The following is a 15,996-nucleotide window of genomic DNA, read 5'->3' as shown; positions in this document are numbered from 1 at the left end:
TATGGCAGATCGCAAGGATCCATACCGCAAGTTTCGGTATCGGGTAGAGATGGACGGCATTCAGCAAGCAGGCTTCAGTGAGGTGTCGGGCTTTGATGCGTCTGTGGACGTAGTCGAGTATCGCGAAGGCAATGAGGTGATTACACCGCGCAAGCTCCCGGGCTTGGCGAAGTACGGGAATATCACGCTGAAATGGGGCGTGACGGATTCGATGGATTTGTACAACTGGATGCAGGACACCATCCAGGGCAAGGTCGCACGCAAAACGGTAACGATCATTGCCATCAATGAAGCCGGGGATGATGTCGCTACATGGAAGGTCATCGAAGCATGGCCGACCAAATACACGGCGCCTGATTTTAACGGTACGTCCTCAGAGGTAGCGATTGAGCAGCTGGAAATTGCCCATGAAGGAATGACACGCACGAAATAATAGAAGATCCCGAAGCCTAAGAGTGGCAAGGAAAAGGTTGTCACTCTTGCTGGCCTAGGGTAATGAGGAGGATGACACCATGGCATTTAAAACGGAATACGAATTTGAGCTCCCGCGCGGCTATGTGGATGAAGAAGGGAACCTTCACAAGCGGGGCGTCATGCGCTTGGCGACGGCTGCCGACGAAATTTTGCCGATGCGCGATCCGCGTGTCCAGCAAAATCCCGGCTACTTGACGATTATTTTGCTGACGAGGGTGATTACCAAGCTGGGAGATGTACGGGGCATTGACACAAGAGTGGTGGAACGGCTGTTTACAGCGGATCTCGCGTACCTGCAAAACCTGTACAGACAAATCAATGAATTGGACAGCTCGATGTTCAAGACAGCTTGCCCGAAATGCGAGCATGAATTTCAGGTAGACATGGCTTTTTCAGGGGCGCTGGAGGGAGTATGAGTGGGTATCCCGTCGACAAGATCTATGAAGAAGCCGCCTTCATCGCCTACTATTTTCACTGGCCTCACGATGAGATCATGTCGATGGAACACAAGGAACGGCGGCGCTGGTGTGAGGAGATATCCGCCATCAATCGCAAGCAAAATGACGAACCCGAAAATGTTTTTGATGTGTTCAAGCGGAGGTGATTCTGGTGTTCGCCAATGAGAATCCGTATTACACCAACCTCCGATTTCGTGTAGAATTTCTTCCGTTTGGATTGGAGATGGACGGCATCTGGGTCGCTGGATTTAGTGAAGTGTCCGGTCTGGCTGTCGAAACAGAGCTGGAGGAATACCAAGAGGGCGGCATGAATCATTTCGTCCACAAGCTGCCGAAACGCAGCAAGTTTCCCAATCTCGTCTTCAAACGAGGGTTTGTGAGATCAAACGAGCTGTGGAGATGGTATGAGGACTTCCACTTCGGCCCGCCAGAAAAGCGCAAGCGCAAGCAGGGGGCAATCATTCTTATGGACCCAAACGGAAATGATGTGGGGGCTTGGGCATTTGAAGGGGCTTATCCGGTGAAATGGGTTGGACCGGAGTTCCGGGCCACTCATGGAGAAGTAGCCGTCGAGACATTGGAAATCGTGCACCACGGCTTAAAATCGTATTTTTAAGCCTTATCCCGTCTGCAAGGAGCAAACGAAACGATGATAACGATCAAGGCGCTCCCACCTTCGCGTCGTCCATCACTGCTGCCAAGGGCAGCCAGCCAAGGCTTTGCACAAAGCATCATGCAGAAGTATCGGTACAGGGAAGGTCGCGATCCCGGCTACCTCGCTTTGATCCATCGTGATTTTTCGCCGAGTATCGGAGGACAGGAAAACCACTTTCATCAGACCTTCATTCAAGTACGCATGCAAGTACAAGTGGACCCCTACCTCGGATTGAATCGAGAAATGTTGCCGAACGGACAGGCTGGCTTACCAGGGACAAAAGAGCGCGTAGTGATGACGCAAGCATCGGGATCAGGACGAAAAGTACGACCAGCTTCTTTGATACGTGAGCTTTTTCGGAAGTGGGAGTCATCCAAAATAATCGAGAAGGTTTACCCGCCTCGGATCACGGTTGTCTCAAATGGGAGAGATAAATATCGCTGGTCCAGCTATGTTCAGTCTTCGGTTCAGCGAGCAAGCTCACTTGGAAAATCGCTGCCGCTTGGACAGTTCATAGAGCAGATACACCCGGTCGATTTTGCCGCGCCTCTTTTGAAAGCAATGGTTTCAGACAGCAAGGAAACCGTACGTGAAAGATTTTGGACGCCTGAGACTTCCTATAGTTCGCCGAAATTATTGGTACACTCGGCGCGAATAGTTGATCCTGGTGATCGCAGAAGTATGCAAAATGCATTTGAGCGGATACGGCTCGAATCAGCGACAAGAGTAGATGCGATTTCGATTTCACGTGTCAGAGCGACGCCTTCTGAAGCAGGCCGATTCGAACGGTTTGGGATTCGCAATTTTTTGCAGTTGATCGGTAGAGGGATGGAATCAAGGATTGGGACGTGGTCTTTTTCTGTTTTGCTAAAAAGAGCCGAAGGACGGGCTGCACGCTTATCTTTGGATCGTTCGTTGTGGACAGAGAAAGCCGGAATTGACGGCAAAGATATCACTAGACAAATCGTTCGTGATAGTGAAAGTACACGTGGGTCTTTAGCTTCCCAGCAGACTGAGCTTTGGGGACGCTGGTGGGAAAACCTGAGTCTGTACTGGCAGAAAAGTCGAGCAACATGGCTGCCAAGGACGATGAATGTGCATCCACATCTACGTGTTCTGCAGCCGATTGTTTTCCCGAGAAGCCGTCAACACCCGCAAGCTAAAAACGAGTGGATGCTTGAAACGCTGTCTGAAGTTTTTTCTAGCCCATCGGAACTAAAGATATTTCAGAGCAATGAGCTTTCGAAGATGTTCACGACCTTGTTGCCTAGCATGCTTCATCGAGCGGATGCTGGTCGAACTAAACAGCAGGCTGTAAGGGAACGGTTTAAACAGCTGTTTCTTTTGGCTCAACAGTTTCCGAAGGCTGAAAGCGAACGTGGGCTAGCGGTGCTCGGTTCTCGACAGAGGTTGAAGCAGATAGAGAGCGGGCGGGAAGAACAGTCGAGTGCCTTGTCGCATTGGTTGCGTCAGCTTGTCATAAATCGAGAGCGACAAGCAACCGTGCTTTCATCTCGGGTAGAGCAGGAGCGGCCGAGTAGCATTCTATTTCACCCGTTGCAACTGCTTCCTTTCGAATCCATCGCAACAAGGAATCAGTGGACATACGAGTTACTTCAACAACTGATATCACAGGAAGCCAGGTTGAACGAGATTGTCAGGGAGCATTCCATTCGCTTGAGATCAAGCCATGAGCAAACTCATCCGGGCAAAACGCGCGTGATCCCAGCCTTGTCCCGTGCTTCTTATCAGCAGCGTGACATGCTACTGCATGAGCGGTGGACGAGTTCATCGTTACACGTTTTACACCCCATGCACGGGCTATCGTTCCTATTGTATATGACACGTGGCACAGATAGCTCAAGAACTGTTCTGCTTCTCTCGCAGTCAGCTGTCAGGAATTCGATCGCTGCTAATTGGATACAGAGCTTCCAGTCCGCCAATGCTCCTGTTTTCTTTGAAAAACGAGGATGGCTGAACCAGACGTGGATCAAGGAATATCTTGAAACTCATAACGAAATCGAGCGTGAGCCAGCTGGTATAGCTAGTACTGCACGTTTTGTATGGAATCGCTTCGCGCCTATCTTCCATACGAAACGCCAACACTGGCAGACGCTACAAAATCGTATCGTAAGTTCTACCCATCACGAGACGAACGGGAAGTCTGTGATGGCGTGGGTGCATCTTCAACAGATGGTGGCAGAACAGCTCAGAGCAAGGAAGCTCCTTACTACTAGCACTCATTCGCCGAGGAACCTTCTGTATGAGTCGGAGAATCAATCTCCGTATTGTGCGGGAAGTACGCCTAGTAGATGGTTGATGCACCTGCTGAATGTTCTGACCAAAGAGAGTAGATCCGTTAGTAATCATGAAGCTACGAATCATATCGAAGGCATCTCCCAACCATTTTTTCAGTCAACTATTCATTTTCTGCAAAATAAACACGTTTATCAGCTATCATACGAGACGGTACGTCAGCTACTGTCGTTTCAGGATAGGAAAAACAAGCGGGCAGATGTGGCTTTCTTCAAGAATCAAGAAAAGGTCAACCTACTGGGTCGTGCCACAGAGTGGATTGGAGTTGGAGGAACAGAACATCAGCGATTGTACAACAAGTCTGTGAAGCCGTTTTCTATCAGAGAGGACGTCGTCTCTGGCAGGAAGTCATTACGACGGATCGCTGTTGGATGGAGTGCAGAACTAGGCCTTACGATCCTCTTGAAAAAAAGCGCGAAGCTATCAGCGATGAGCGAATTTACAAAGGTAGGCTCAACAAGCACAAGTGGGAAAGCTCCCCCGCGCAGTGAAAAGCAATCGAATGATCCGTCAAGGTCTCGCATGGGCGATAGCAATCGATTACGAGAAAGCCGTCAATCCCGTGAAAGCCGCCACTCCCGCTTTTTGCAGCAGACAGCAAGTTTTTGGACAAGCTCCGTTGCCCTACGTGCTCGCCCCTATCTTCAAGTCATGGAGCAAATCAGAAAGGCTATCCAGACTGATTTCCGGACGGAAACATATGTCCAAAACCATCACTCACTCTCGACTGTTCTGAATCGTCACGATACACAAATGGTTGTTCAGAAAGAATGGGGGCCACTCCCTAGCCTTGTCCATGGTCAAAGCGTGGGGGCGCCCGACAGTTTCATGCAAGAGAGTGGAAGCAGACGTGCAATAGAGCGACTGCCACGAAACGGTCGAGTCAACAGCTTGGAGCCGTTATCTCGCCACTATTCAATCAGCTCGGTTCCATTCTGGAGAGAAACATCTATTGATTTTATCTTGGATCGTTCGAATTCCAGACAGCTTAGTCGCCGCAGTCGTTTTCAACAAAGCAATCACGAGCAGATTCTGACGGTCAATCAGAAGGCGCAGACGTTCAAACAGCTAATGAGTGATAAGACACAGGAGGTCGAGGCTCGAGACGCTAGGCTCACCTCTCTGCAAAGACCAAGTCTATTCAACCTGAAGTCAACACCAATGGCGGCGGGAACAGTGGAACAGGCGGAAAAAAACACATCCCTAACACTTGTTCCAAAGCCAATGATTGCAACGACAATGCAGCCGCCACTCCTGCAAACTTTGCAACAAGGCCAAAGAGCGTCCGAAGAATCCAAGCCGCATTCCCTGTCCGAAAGCGCAACCCATATTCATCGACGAGCGTTACGCACAGAAGACAGCCACGCAAGTCCTGCTGCTACCGTTCAGTCGCCGCCGTCCATGGAGTACCTGCGAAAAAGCATTCAGCCTCCAGAAACCTCAGTGCAGCAGACGACAACACTTCCACTCCATCGACAAGTCGATCTACACGTGCAAGAGAGGGTTGGCAATCAGACCTCGTTGTCCCCACAAGAGGTGGATCGATTGATGGATAAAATGATGAAGGAGCTGGACAAGCGCCTCACTCAAGAGCGGCAGCGACGAGGTCTATAAGCAGAAGCCGCCGCATTCACAGACAACTATTTCTTCGGAAAAGAGAGGCAAATGCCAATGATAGGCCAGGAGAAAAAGGCGAAAATTTTAGTAGATCGCAACGGGCAAGGTGACTTTAAGGAGAGTATTTCCGTTCTCTTTAACCCTTCGGAATACAAGGTAGATGCTTCCAATAACTACTCGTGGCAAAAGATATTGGGACAATCGGTACCAGTCGGCATGTTCACAAGCGGTGATATCGAGACATTATCGGTCGACTTGTTTTTTGATACATACGAAGCTGGAGTGGATGTGCGTGCATTCACCAATCAGGTGCTGGGACTGATGGCCGTAGAAAAGAAAATCAGTACGCCGCCCCTATGCAAATTCGTATGGGACAGCTTTCAATTCACCGGTGTTGTCGAGAAGGTTTCGCAGCGGTTTACGATGTTTCTCGATCAAGGGACACCGGTACGAGCCACGTTAGGCGTCACGTTTAAAGGCACGAGCGTGAAAAAGTCCGCGGACGATATCGGGGCTGCAAGAGAAAAGGTCGCACAACAAACGGTCAACCAAGGAGACCAGCTGTACTTGATGGCGTATCGCTCGTACAATGATGCGTCGAAATGGCGAAACATTGCGAACGCAAATGGGATCGACAATCCCAGACTTCTAAAACCGGCTACTACCCTGCGTGTGCCACTTGTGAGGTGACGAAAGAATGAGCGAATTAAAATTGACGACAGACCGCCATTCCTTCGATGACCTGCGCCAAACGTACAACAACTTTCATTCCCCAGCCTTGGAAATACTCGTTGGAGGAAAAAAACTGATCAGCCAGGTGGGTGTCGCCATTACCAAAGCAACGATCAACGCCAGCTTGGAAGGCAAAGCAGATACGTTCTCGTTTTCGGTAACCAATGCTTTTGATACGGCAGCGTGGGAATTCCGTTGGGTAGATGACTATTTGGTTCCTGGCAACGAAATCGAAATCCAGATGGGCTATGGAACCGAGCTATCCAGCCTTTTTTACGGACATATTACAGCCGTTTCGTTTGCATGTGAGGAGACTCCTACCATTACGGTAAAAGGAATGGACAAATCGTTTTTGCTCATGGTTGATAACAAGTCTGCCTCCTGGAATAAAAAGAAATACAGCGATGTCGTGAAAGAGCTGGGACAAAAATACGGCTTGTCAACGCAAGTAGATGATACGGTTCAGACAATCGAAACGATTACAAAGACGGTCTCCGAGACTGACTTTCAGTTTTTAAATCGTCTTGCAAAAATTTGCAACTACGATTTTTTTATCGTCGGGAAGAACTTGTATTTCCGTAAGCCACTGAGCAACATGACACCGGTCCTTACCTTGATCTGGGGAGTTTCCTTGCGCAGCTTTTCCGTTGATGTCAACATTGCTTCCCAAGCCTCCTCCTATACGGTGCGATGGGTAGACAAGGACAAAACAACGGTGCTCCAGGAAGCGAAAGCAACGAGCTCGGATATCGGGAAGCTCGGGACCAATTCGAAGACAAGCGCTGACCTGCTGCGAGCAATCGGTGATTATTTTGATAAATACGAGTCTACGAAAAAGCTGGACTCGCCTGAGGAGATAAAAGCGGTTGCCAAGGCACGCCTGAATCAACTCGCCATGAACCTTCTCGACGGCAACTGCGAGGCCATCGGTCTGCCAGAAATTCGTGCTGGCCGCTATATCATGCTAGAGGGCATGGGGAAAAAGCTGAGTCAGCCTTATTACATCACATCTGTCACACACACCATCGATGTGGCATCAGGCTATGTCACGACGTTTCAAGTGAAGGGAAATACGATATGAGCTTTGATCATTGGTTCTACCAGGATGAACGAACAGAAGAAGAACGGGCAAAGATCCACGGTGTCATTGTCGGCATTGTGACGAACAACGAAGACCCGGAAAAGCTCTCGCGTGTGAAGTTGAAGCTGCCTCTGATTGATAACGAGCGGGAGACAGATTGGGTGCGAATTGCCACGCTTTTTGCAGGAAAAGATCGCGGGAGCCTGTTTATTCCGGAGGTAGGCGACGAGGTGCTGGTCGCGTTTCACTGGGGAGATGTACGCGAGCCATTTGTGATCGGGATGCTCTGGAATCAGGAAAACAAAGGCCCGGAAATGGCGGAGAAAAACAACATCCGAAAAATCACGACCCGTGCAGGCCACGAAGTGATTTTTGGTGATGATCCGAATGACGGGAAGATCACGATTGCCACGAAAAAAGGACAACAGGTGGAGCTGTCGGACAAGGATGAGAGTATTGTGCTTACGGAGAGCAGCGGAAACAACCAAATCGCCATCAAAGGCGGCAGCACGGGCGAAGTTACGGTGAAGAGCGGCTCAAGTACGATCACGTTGAATGCAAAAGGGCAAGTGACTATTCAGTCAGACACATCGCTGACAATCAAGTCCACCCAGCTGAATCTGGAGGCGCAGGGAGCCATGTCGATTAAAGCAGGAGCGTCCCTGAATATCAAATCGGACGGAATGGTTGCCATCAACGGTTCGGTGATTAAATTGAATTAAATCATGGGGGGATTCCATGCAGCAGCCATTCGGTGAAAAAGGATGGAAGTTCCCTATCCAGGTGGATCAGGCTACAGGCCGTATTCGTTTGTCCGACTACGAGGATGACATCGCGGAATCAATTCGTATCATTCTATCCACTGCAAAGGGAGAGCGTGTGATGCGACCGAAATTCGGGAGCGGATTGCAAGGGTTCATGTTTGATGGCACGGACGGAACGAGCCTGGCTTTGCTCCAGTCGGACATCGCAGAAGCGATCATGATCTGGGAGCCCCGTGTGCGGGATGTACAGGTGGAGGCCAAAGTAGACAAAACTCATTCCGAAACGGTGAACGTTACGATCAGCTATACAGTACGTGCGACAAACAAAGGCTATCAGCTGTTGTATCCTGTCCATCGCCTTGGTCCACATGGGTAGCGCAAGAGTCACAGTCGCGTGAAGAAAAAAGGAAGGGAGGTCGGTAATGTGAAGCCGCCTTTGGTGGATCCGCGGGACATGCAGGCAGTCATCCGAAAAATGCGCGAAATGGTGCCATTCTACACACCGGAGTGGCGATTCACTCCAGAAGATCCTGATGCGGGTACGGCTTTATTTCTCCTTTTCGCAGACATGCTGATGAATAATCGTGAGCGTTTGAATCAAGTACCCGAGCGAAATTTTATCGCTTTTCTCAATATGCTTGGTGTCGGAATGGCTCAGGCAAGACCGGCAGAAACCTTTTTGACATTTGAATTGAGCACAGGTGTGCAAAAGCCCGTGTGGATTCCGGCGGGCACAAAAGTTTCGGGTAAGTCTGCCCTTGGCGATGAAGTGGTTTTCGAAACAGACCAGCCTATGCTGGCTACCCCCTCTCTCCCGACAGATCTGTTGTTTACCAATGGCAGTCGAGACTTTTTAACAGATGTAACGAACTGGCTTGGAACAAATGCGCCGCTCTCTCTTTTGGACTGCAAGACTTTGCCTAATCACCAGGAGCATTGCTGGTATTTGGGGCATGAGAACTTGTTTTGTTTAGGAGAGAGTGCTTCGATCCAGCTCACGATGATTTCCAATCAGGAACGCTACCTGGAATCCTTGCTGACAGAGAAGCTGGCGAATCCAGAGCTGGTCGAGTGGACGTATCAGTCAGAAGGCGAGTGGGTTTTGTTCGACAAAGTCGAGGCTGATCAAAATCGGCTGCGCTTGGAAAAAAAGCAGCGGAAAAAATGGGAGTCTAGTGAAGTGCAAGGAATCGAAAATCGTTGGCTTCGTTGTAGAGTGAAGCCAGGCATGATTCATGAATGGATGAAAAATGGCGGGAGCACCTCCCTGACCCAAATCCAGTTGAAGACGGATTATTTGCCGACAGATAATCCGGAGGGCCTTGCACCCGACATGCTTTTCTCCAATGATGTGCAGGTTTCTGGGAGTGGCTGCCTTGCATTTGGCGAGCAGCTCGCACCGTATGGCATGTTTTTTTTGTCCTGTGAGGAGGCGCTGACGAAGCCTGGAAGTACGGTTGCCCTTCGTTTTCGGATGAAGACGGTGCCTTATCCCGCTACGCATCTGTCACAACCGGAACCGAAATGGAAATGGATCATGAAGGAGTCCTCCTTTGACCCTCCTGCGACGACACCCGTCACGGTCAGCAAGGTGGTATGGGAATACTGGAATGGCAGTGGATGGATGGTGCTCCTGTCAGGGGAGGAGTGTGAAAAGAGGTTTGCTGGTACCGATACGAATGAGGAGATTGTGGTTGCCTTTACGTGTCCAGATGATTTGCAGCCGACGACAGTGCAATCACAGCTAGGTTATTGGATTCGGGTGAGAATTCTTCAGGTGGAAGGCTTATATGGTCCGAATCCTGTATACATGGCCCCGTGGCTGGAAGACATGCGCCTGACCTACTCGTACCGGGAGTCCCTCCATGGGCCGGAAGCGATTCTCACACAGAACGACTTAGATTGGCAGCAACCTGTCCGTACAGGCAATCATCAGGCTAGCTTCCAGCCGTTTTTGCCGTCCGAATGCATGCATCCCGCCGTTTACTTCGGATTTGAACAGCCGCCTTTACAAGGACCGCTCTCTTTCTACTTTTCTTTCCTGCCGATGGAAGAATCCTCAGGGTCCACTCCTGTTGTGCAATGGGAGTATAAGCGCGGGGACACAGGGACAACGTCTTGGGCCAAGCTGCAGACGATTGATCAGACCTCTGGTTTTACGGAAAGTGGTACCGTCCGTTTCGCTGGTCCTTTTGATATGGGAAAAAGCAAAATGTTTGAGAGAGAGCGTTACTGGATTCGCGCCGTCCGTGTAGACAATCGGCTTGGAGGAGGCACTTCGGATGCACGACATCCCGTGCTAAGCGGCTTTTATCCGAATACGATACGAGCTATTCAACAGGAGACAATTCGCAATGAAATGGCGGAGCGGATAGCAGAGGGGCCACAAGCCGAGTACAGACTCATCCGACATCCCGTCATGGGGGAAGAGGTATGGGTAGATGAAACAGGCTACTTTTTGCCGAGCGAACGAAAGAGCTGGCTGGAACATCCAGAAAATCGGGTGGAGCTTCTCTATGATTCTGAAGGAAACGAGCAAAAATGCTGGGTTCTGTGGAAGCGAGCAGCGCATCTGCACGATTCTGGCCCGGATGATCGTCATTACTGCCTGGAGAGCGCTACTGGAAAAATTATATTTGGCGATGGCCGACACGGTAGGGAGCTTCCACAAACCGGACTCGGTTCCGTGAGGGTGACGTATAAGGTTGGTGGGGGAACAGCAGGAAATCTTCCAGCCGGGCAGCTGAATCAACTGGAACAATCGATTCCGTTTGTCCAAGCTGTCCGCAATCCGGTGCCTGCGATTGGGGGAAGTGATCGGGAAATGCTGACGGAAGCTTTGCAGCGCGGTCCTCAGACCATCAAGCATCGCTATCGGGCGGTGACGGCTGAAGACTTCGAATGGCTCGTCCGTGAAGCGCATCCGGGGATAGCCAGAGTGAAGTGTTTGCCGAATCGGAACAGTCGCCTGCAAAGAGAAGCAGGGCATGTCACTGTGATCGTATTGCCGGCAGCCGGAAGCTTTGGCACACAATTTTTGGAGCTTCAGCGTTCTGTCACGAACTACTTGCTTACACATGCGGCAGCGACGGTAGCCTCCCCCGAGCGGATTCATGTGAGGGAGCCTGTCTACTTGGAAATTGCGGTGACAGCAGAGCTGGCAGTGGGGTCTTTGGAGGAAATCGTTGAGGTGGAGCTGGAGTCACTCGGCAAGCTCGCGCGATTCCTTGACCCGATATCGGGAAATCTGCACGGTGGGGGCTGGGAAATCGGACAACGTGTGCACCCGTCGCTCTTGTTTGCCTTGTTGAAATCCGTAAAGGGCGTCCGCTTTGTGGATCATCTGACCTTGGCTGTATTTCGAACGGAAAATGGGCAACGAAAGGAACTGCTCGCTTCTGAATACGAAATGATCATACATGGGATCGTCACAGAGGGTGCGCATCGAATCAGCGTCCGTGTTCACGAAGGCCACGCTGCCTACCCACCCAAACATTGAAAAAGGAAGTGTACGCTATGCTTCCATCCAAGAATCTGGATGATCGCCACTTTGAAGAGATCGTCGAGCAAGCAAAAAACGCGATCCCCAAGCTGCAGCCAGAATGGGGTGATCACCGTCATCACGATCCGGGTATTACGCTTTTGGAAATGTTCGCGTGGTTGATGGAAATGCAGCAATACTACCTCAATCGGATAACGGAAAAGAACGAGCGTAAATTTTTGCAGCTCATGGGTATACACCCAAAGAGCCAGTCATGTGCGGCGACGGATGTAACGTTTTACGACGTGTCAGAAGAAGCGATCCTTCCGGAGAAGACGAGATTATTCGCGGGGAATCTTCCTTTCGAGACGGAACATTCGCTTGTTCTGGTACCGGCCAGCCTGGAGCGTGTTCTGGTTCATACAGAAAGCGGGACGGTGGATGTAAGTTCATCCAATGCGCATAACGGTGTTTCCTACTACGCATTTGGCCAAGAACCAAAGATAGGGAACAAGATATACCTCGGCTTTGATCGGCCACTGCCAGTAGGGAAGGCAGTTTCCATTGGTTTGCGTCTGTTTGAAGACTATCCTGTCCCGATTGTCCCGCTTACGCCCACGTCTCTTTTCGTTCCATCAGCCACTCTCATGTGGGAGTACTATGGACAGAACGAACGGACGCAAGAAATGGGATGGAGTCCGTTACCACCAGTCTCGGATGAAACGATGAATCTCTCCTTTTCGGGACGAGTCCTGATCGAGCTTGAAGGGGCAATGAAGCCACTCATGCTTTACCCCGCCAATGATCGGCCTCGCTTTTGGCTCTGTGCGACATTGCGTGCAGGTCGATTCGAATTGGCTCCTCGCATGGAAAAAATCGAGTTGAACACCGTTAGCGCCATCCAACGCGAAACCTTCAGTCAGGTATGGGAGTATGACGGGACCGGTCAAGCGGATCAGACGATTGTTCTTTCCAGCTCGCTATCGTATGGAGGCACTGTGGAGGTTCAATGCAAAAAGGGGCGTCAGTGGCAAAGTGGATGGGATCAAGATGAACCAGACCAAGCCGATACAGGGGTATTTTCGTTCCGCGTTTCACGCGACCCCGAACAGGGCACAACGATGATTCGGTTTGGAAGTGCGATGCCTGAAGGCCGCAAAAATATTCGAGTCATCGCCTATCGGAGTGATTTTGCGGGGCAGCGCTTCATTGGAGAGAGCAGTGGATTGCCACATCAAGTGTTTCGGCTGAACGTCCAATCGATCTTGCCAGAAACGTTTGTCATTCAGGTGGCGCGTCAAGTCGAGGGCAGTCCGTTCCCCGTCTGGGAAGACTGGTCGCTGGTCGCTGATTTTGACCGATCGGGGCCACAGGATCGCCATTTTTTGCTGATTGATGCGGACGGAACAGAAATTGTGTTTGGCAACAATGAGCACGGAGCCATTCCCGAAAGGCTGGAAGGCATGGCAGGCATTCGGATCATATCTTGTCAGACAGGCCAAGGGGCGAAGGGGAATGTACAGGGTGGCCAAATTACCCGGTTCCTCCCACTCGCCCGGCAGCGAACCACCGCGCAGGTGACGAATCCCCGTCCAGCCTGCGGGGGAAGCGAGCGCGAAACGATCGACCAAGCCAAACGCAGGATGAGAATGGAATGGAAAAAACCGCAGCGGGCCGTTACAGCAGAAGATTATGAGGCCATCGCACTCTCGACACCCGGATTGCGAGTAGCCCGTGCAAAGGCAATCCCCCTGTATAAAGTAGGGGAAATGGGCGCTACCGAGCAAAACGCAGCCGCTCAAATGACCGTCGTTATCGTCCCGTTCAGCGACCAGCCGACACCACTGCCAAGTGAAGGTTCCTTAAGGACCGTTCGTCACCAATTGGATCAGCGAAGGCTGCTGACAACAGAAGTCCATGTGGCTGCCCCAGTCTATATCAAAGTGACCGTTTTTGCGACAATCGTGGTGGAGCCTGCGTTTGCAGACAAAAAGCAGATCGCGCTACAGGCATTGAAGCAATATTTAAAACCATTGGATGTACACAATCCTTCGACTCACCAAGGAAAAGGATGGGAATTTGGCCGACCTGTTTATAAAAGTGATCTCTACGAGGTGTTAAACCAGATCGAGGGTGTGCTGTACGTGACGGATTTGTGGGTTTCCGCAGAGGGCACAGGCATTATCAGGGATGAAGGGGGCGATATTCAGATTCCGCGTCATGGGCTGGTGTACTCAGGCGAGCATGTTCTGGAGCTTGTTTTGGATAGAGAAAGATAGACGGGAACAAACGGAGGAGTGGGCATGGATACAATGAATCGTTTCTTTTCCCTGAACAATCCGTCCGATTGGCAGCGGGGGGCCTGGTATAACCTTCACGTCTCCAACGAGGGGATCGCGCTGAATAAATCGCCCGAATATGTGATCGATCATGTGCATCAAGCTGGGACGACACATCACTCTCGACTCTTGGATTTTGCCATTGCACACGTCGGTTCGTTGCTTTGGCTGGATGAAAGCGGACAGATCACGCATTACGATGACAGCAACAACTTCAAGGAGACTGTGTTTCGCGCTGGACGCGGATTGTTTTCCAAAGACTCGTTTCTCGTCGCTGACGAAGAATACGTGTACATCATCGACCCCGAAGCGAGGCGAAAAGTCGGAGCGTATTCCATAGCCAACGGTCAGTGCGTTTGGAGCTGGGAAGATGGGGAAGGACAGCGGCTTTTTCCTTTGGATGCAGGACTGGATGAAGAGGGACGTCTTTATATCACGACACCCTTGGTTGTAGAACGAGACAGCGAACGAAAGGAAATCGCGGCGGGGACACAAGTCGTCGTCCTTCGGCTGAATCGGGCAGGCAAAATAGAGGCTACATACGCGCATGCGGAATTGAAAGTAACAGAGACAGCTACCCTTCGTGAGATCAGACGAAGAAGGTTGTTTCGCCTGTCCGTTGCCGAATCGGGCATTGCCTATCTATTTTTGGCACAGACGAATCAAGTGTTTCGGTTCTCTTCGGAAGGCTCCGATGTGTGCACCCTGGCGATCCCGTCAGGAACCAAGCCCGCAGGATTTGCAGTGGGTCCAGGTCCTATTCTCTATGTGGGGGATAGTCGTTCCATCGATTCGGCTCATGATCATACCCGATTCATTTTGCGTTTTCAACCAACGGGAAAAGCACTTGCGCCATTGACCAACTACCACGGACGAGCAGACAAGCTCGTTTTTGACCACCAGCAACGGCTGTATGTCTGGGACGCACAGAAAAATGTTCTGACCATGTTGAGGCTCGTCTCGCGGACGTCCAACCTGGATGAGACCGGAATACCGATGGGCATCTACTTCTCACGTGCATTGGATAGCGCGGAATTTGAAACGGTTTGGCATAAATTCACGCTGGATGCAGACATACCGGAAGAAACGCAATTACTCATCTCGACGTTTTCTTCTGATCGAAAAGAGCATGTGATTCATGGAGCCGTACGCAATCTGGATGATTTTTTGCTGGCACCTGACATGGACTGGAAAACCAAGCTGCAAAGGACGGCCAATCTATGGTCGGAGCCAGTCATCAACGCCTCCGATGCGCTGTTTCATTCAGCAAAAGGCCGTTATTTATGGCTCAAAATCGAATGGCTAGGTACCGACCGCCACTCGCCGCTGCTCAGGCAAATGCGGATTTACTCGCCGCGCGATACATTTTTGCGGTATCTGCCAGCTACTTATCAAAGTGAACCTGTCAGTGCTGATTTTTTGGAACGCTTCCTCTCCCTTTTCGGGACGTTTTACTTGGAGCTGGAGGAACAGATTGATACCCTCTCACGTTTGTTCGATCCTGATACGACACCTGGCGAGTTCGTCCCTTGGCTCGCTTCCTGGTTAGGGATGGGCAGGGAAGATCATTGGACAGAGGCACAGTACCGAGAGCTGATTCGTCGTGCGCCGGAGCTATACGCAGAGCGGGGCACTCGTACAGGATTGGAAAAGATGGTGGAGCTATATACCGGGGAGCGCCCGATGATCGTGGAGTATTTTCAAATCAGGGACATGAAGGCGATCCCTGAGCTGCACGAGCTGATCTCTTCCTTGTACATGGATCATCCGTATCAATTTTGCCTGATCGTTTCGCAGGAATGCGCGAAAACAGAGCGGGAGCAGTCGGTTCTGCAAAAGATTTTGGAAGATCAAAAGCCTGCTTTTACAGAGGCGAAGCTCATCGTTCTTCGCCCGGGCATCTACGCCGACCTCCATAGCTACGTAGGGATTAATTCGTATTTAACAGAGCCGTCGTTTCTCACGCTGGATCAAAATTTATCCATGCCATACAACACAGTGCTAAGTGGGAAGGACCGCAGCAGACGAATCGATTATGACACGAGGATTGGCCTGGATGCAGAGCTGGAATAAGAAGCC

General features: G+C 50.8%; 12 protein-coding genes. All 12 read left to right on the top strand.

Annotated elements, in window-relative coordinates:
- Position 1: 1 nt before the first annotated feature.
- The 12 genes from FB479_RS16815 (at position 2) to FB479_RS16760 (ending at position 15,990) form a co-directional block, all read left to right on the top strand.
- Complete coding sequence (locus FB479_RS16815; RefSeq protein ID WP_007721341.1) at positions 2-433, top strand: phage tail protein; 432 nt, start codon at positions 2-4, stop codon at positions 431-433.
- 79 nt (positions 434-512) lie between these two features.
- Entirely contained in the window at positions 513-890 is a 378-nt protein-coding gene (locus tag FB479_RS16810; RefSeq protein WP_106654528.1) for a hypothetical protein, read from the top strand.
- Positions 887-1,078, top strand: a complete 192-nt coding sequence (locus FB479_RS16805; RefSeq protein WP_007721336.1) for a DUF6760 family protein — start codon at positions 887-889, stop codon at positions 1,076-1,078. The genes FB479_RS16810 and FB479_RS16805 overlap by 4 nt, the downstream gene beginning before the upstream one ends.
- Before the next feature lie 5 nt (positions 1,079-1,083).
- Positions 1,084-1,548, top strand: coding sequence for a phage tail protein (locus tag FB479_RS16800; protein WP_142066053.1), 465 nt, complete (start codon positions 1,084-1,086; stop codon positions 1,546-1,548).
- Between the two features lie 33 nt (positions 1,549-1,581).
- The gene (locus FB479_RS16795; protein WP_142066052.1) at positions 1,582-5,517 is read left to right on the top strand and encodes a hypothetical protein; all 3,936 of its coding nucleotides are present in this window, start codon (positions 1,582-1,584) and stop codon (positions 5,515-5,517) included.
- A 51-nt stretch (positions 5,518-5,568) separates the two neighbouring features.
- The gene (locus tag FB479_RS16790; RefSeq protein WP_255438429.1) at positions 5,569-6,210 is read left to right on the top strand and encodes a CIS tube protein; all 642 of its coding nucleotides are present in this window, start codon (positions 5,569-5,571) and stop codon (positions 6,208-6,210) included.
- Between the two features lie 7 nt (positions 6,211-6,217).
- Positions 6,218-7,333, top strand: coding sequence for a phage late control D family protein (locus FB479_RS16785; RefSeq protein ID WP_142066051.1), 1,116 nt, complete (start codon positions 6,218-6,220; stop codon positions 7,331-7,333).
- Positions 7,330-8,055 (top strand): phage baseplate assembly protein V, encoded by a 726-nt coding sequence (locus FB479_RS16780; protein WP_142066050.1) that lies wholly within the window; start codon positions 7,330-7,332, stop codon positions 8,053-8,055. The genes FB479_RS16785 and FB479_RS16780 overlap by 4 nt, the downstream gene beginning before the upstream one ends.
- A 16-nt stretch (positions 8,056-8,071) precedes the next feature.
- The gene (locus tag FB479_RS16775; RefSeq protein WP_142066049.1) at positions 8,072-8,473 is read left to right on the top strand and encodes a GPW/gp25 family protein; all 402 of its coding nucleotides are present in this window, start codon (positions 8,072-8,074) and stop codon (positions 8,471-8,473) included.
- A 48-nt stretch (positions 8,474-8,521) separates the two neighbouring features.
- On the top strand, positions 8,522-11,596 hold the full coding sequence (locus tag FB479_RS16770) for a putative baseplate assembly protein (protein ID WP_142066048.1): 3,075 nt from the start codon (positions 8,522-8,524) through the stop codon (positions 11,594-11,596).
- A 17-nt stretch (positions 11,597-11,613) separates the two neighbouring features.
- Positions 11,614-13,857 carry a putative baseplate assembly protein gene (locus FB479_RS16765; protein WP_142066047.1) on the top strand — a complete coding sequence of 748 codons (2,244 nt, stop codon included), beginning with the start codon at positions 11,614-11,616 and terminating at the stop codon, positions 13,855-13,857.
- A 24-nt stretch (positions 13,858-13,881) separates the two neighbouring features.
- Positions 13,882-15,990, top strand: coding sequence for a phage tail protein (locus tag FB479_RS16760; protein WP_142066046.1), 2,109 nt, complete (start codon positions 13,882-13,884; stop codon positions 15,988-15,990).
- The last annotated feature ends 6 nt before the right edge of the window (positions 15,991-15,996 follow it).

The organism is Brevibacillus sp. AG162 (genome assembly GCF_006715575.1).
GTDB lineage: Bacteria > Bacillota > Bacilli > Brevibacillales > Brevibacillaceae > Brevibacillus > Brevibacillus brevis.
Note: the sequence above shows the minus strand (reverse complement) of the source record. Positions and strands in the feature narration are given on the sequence as shown.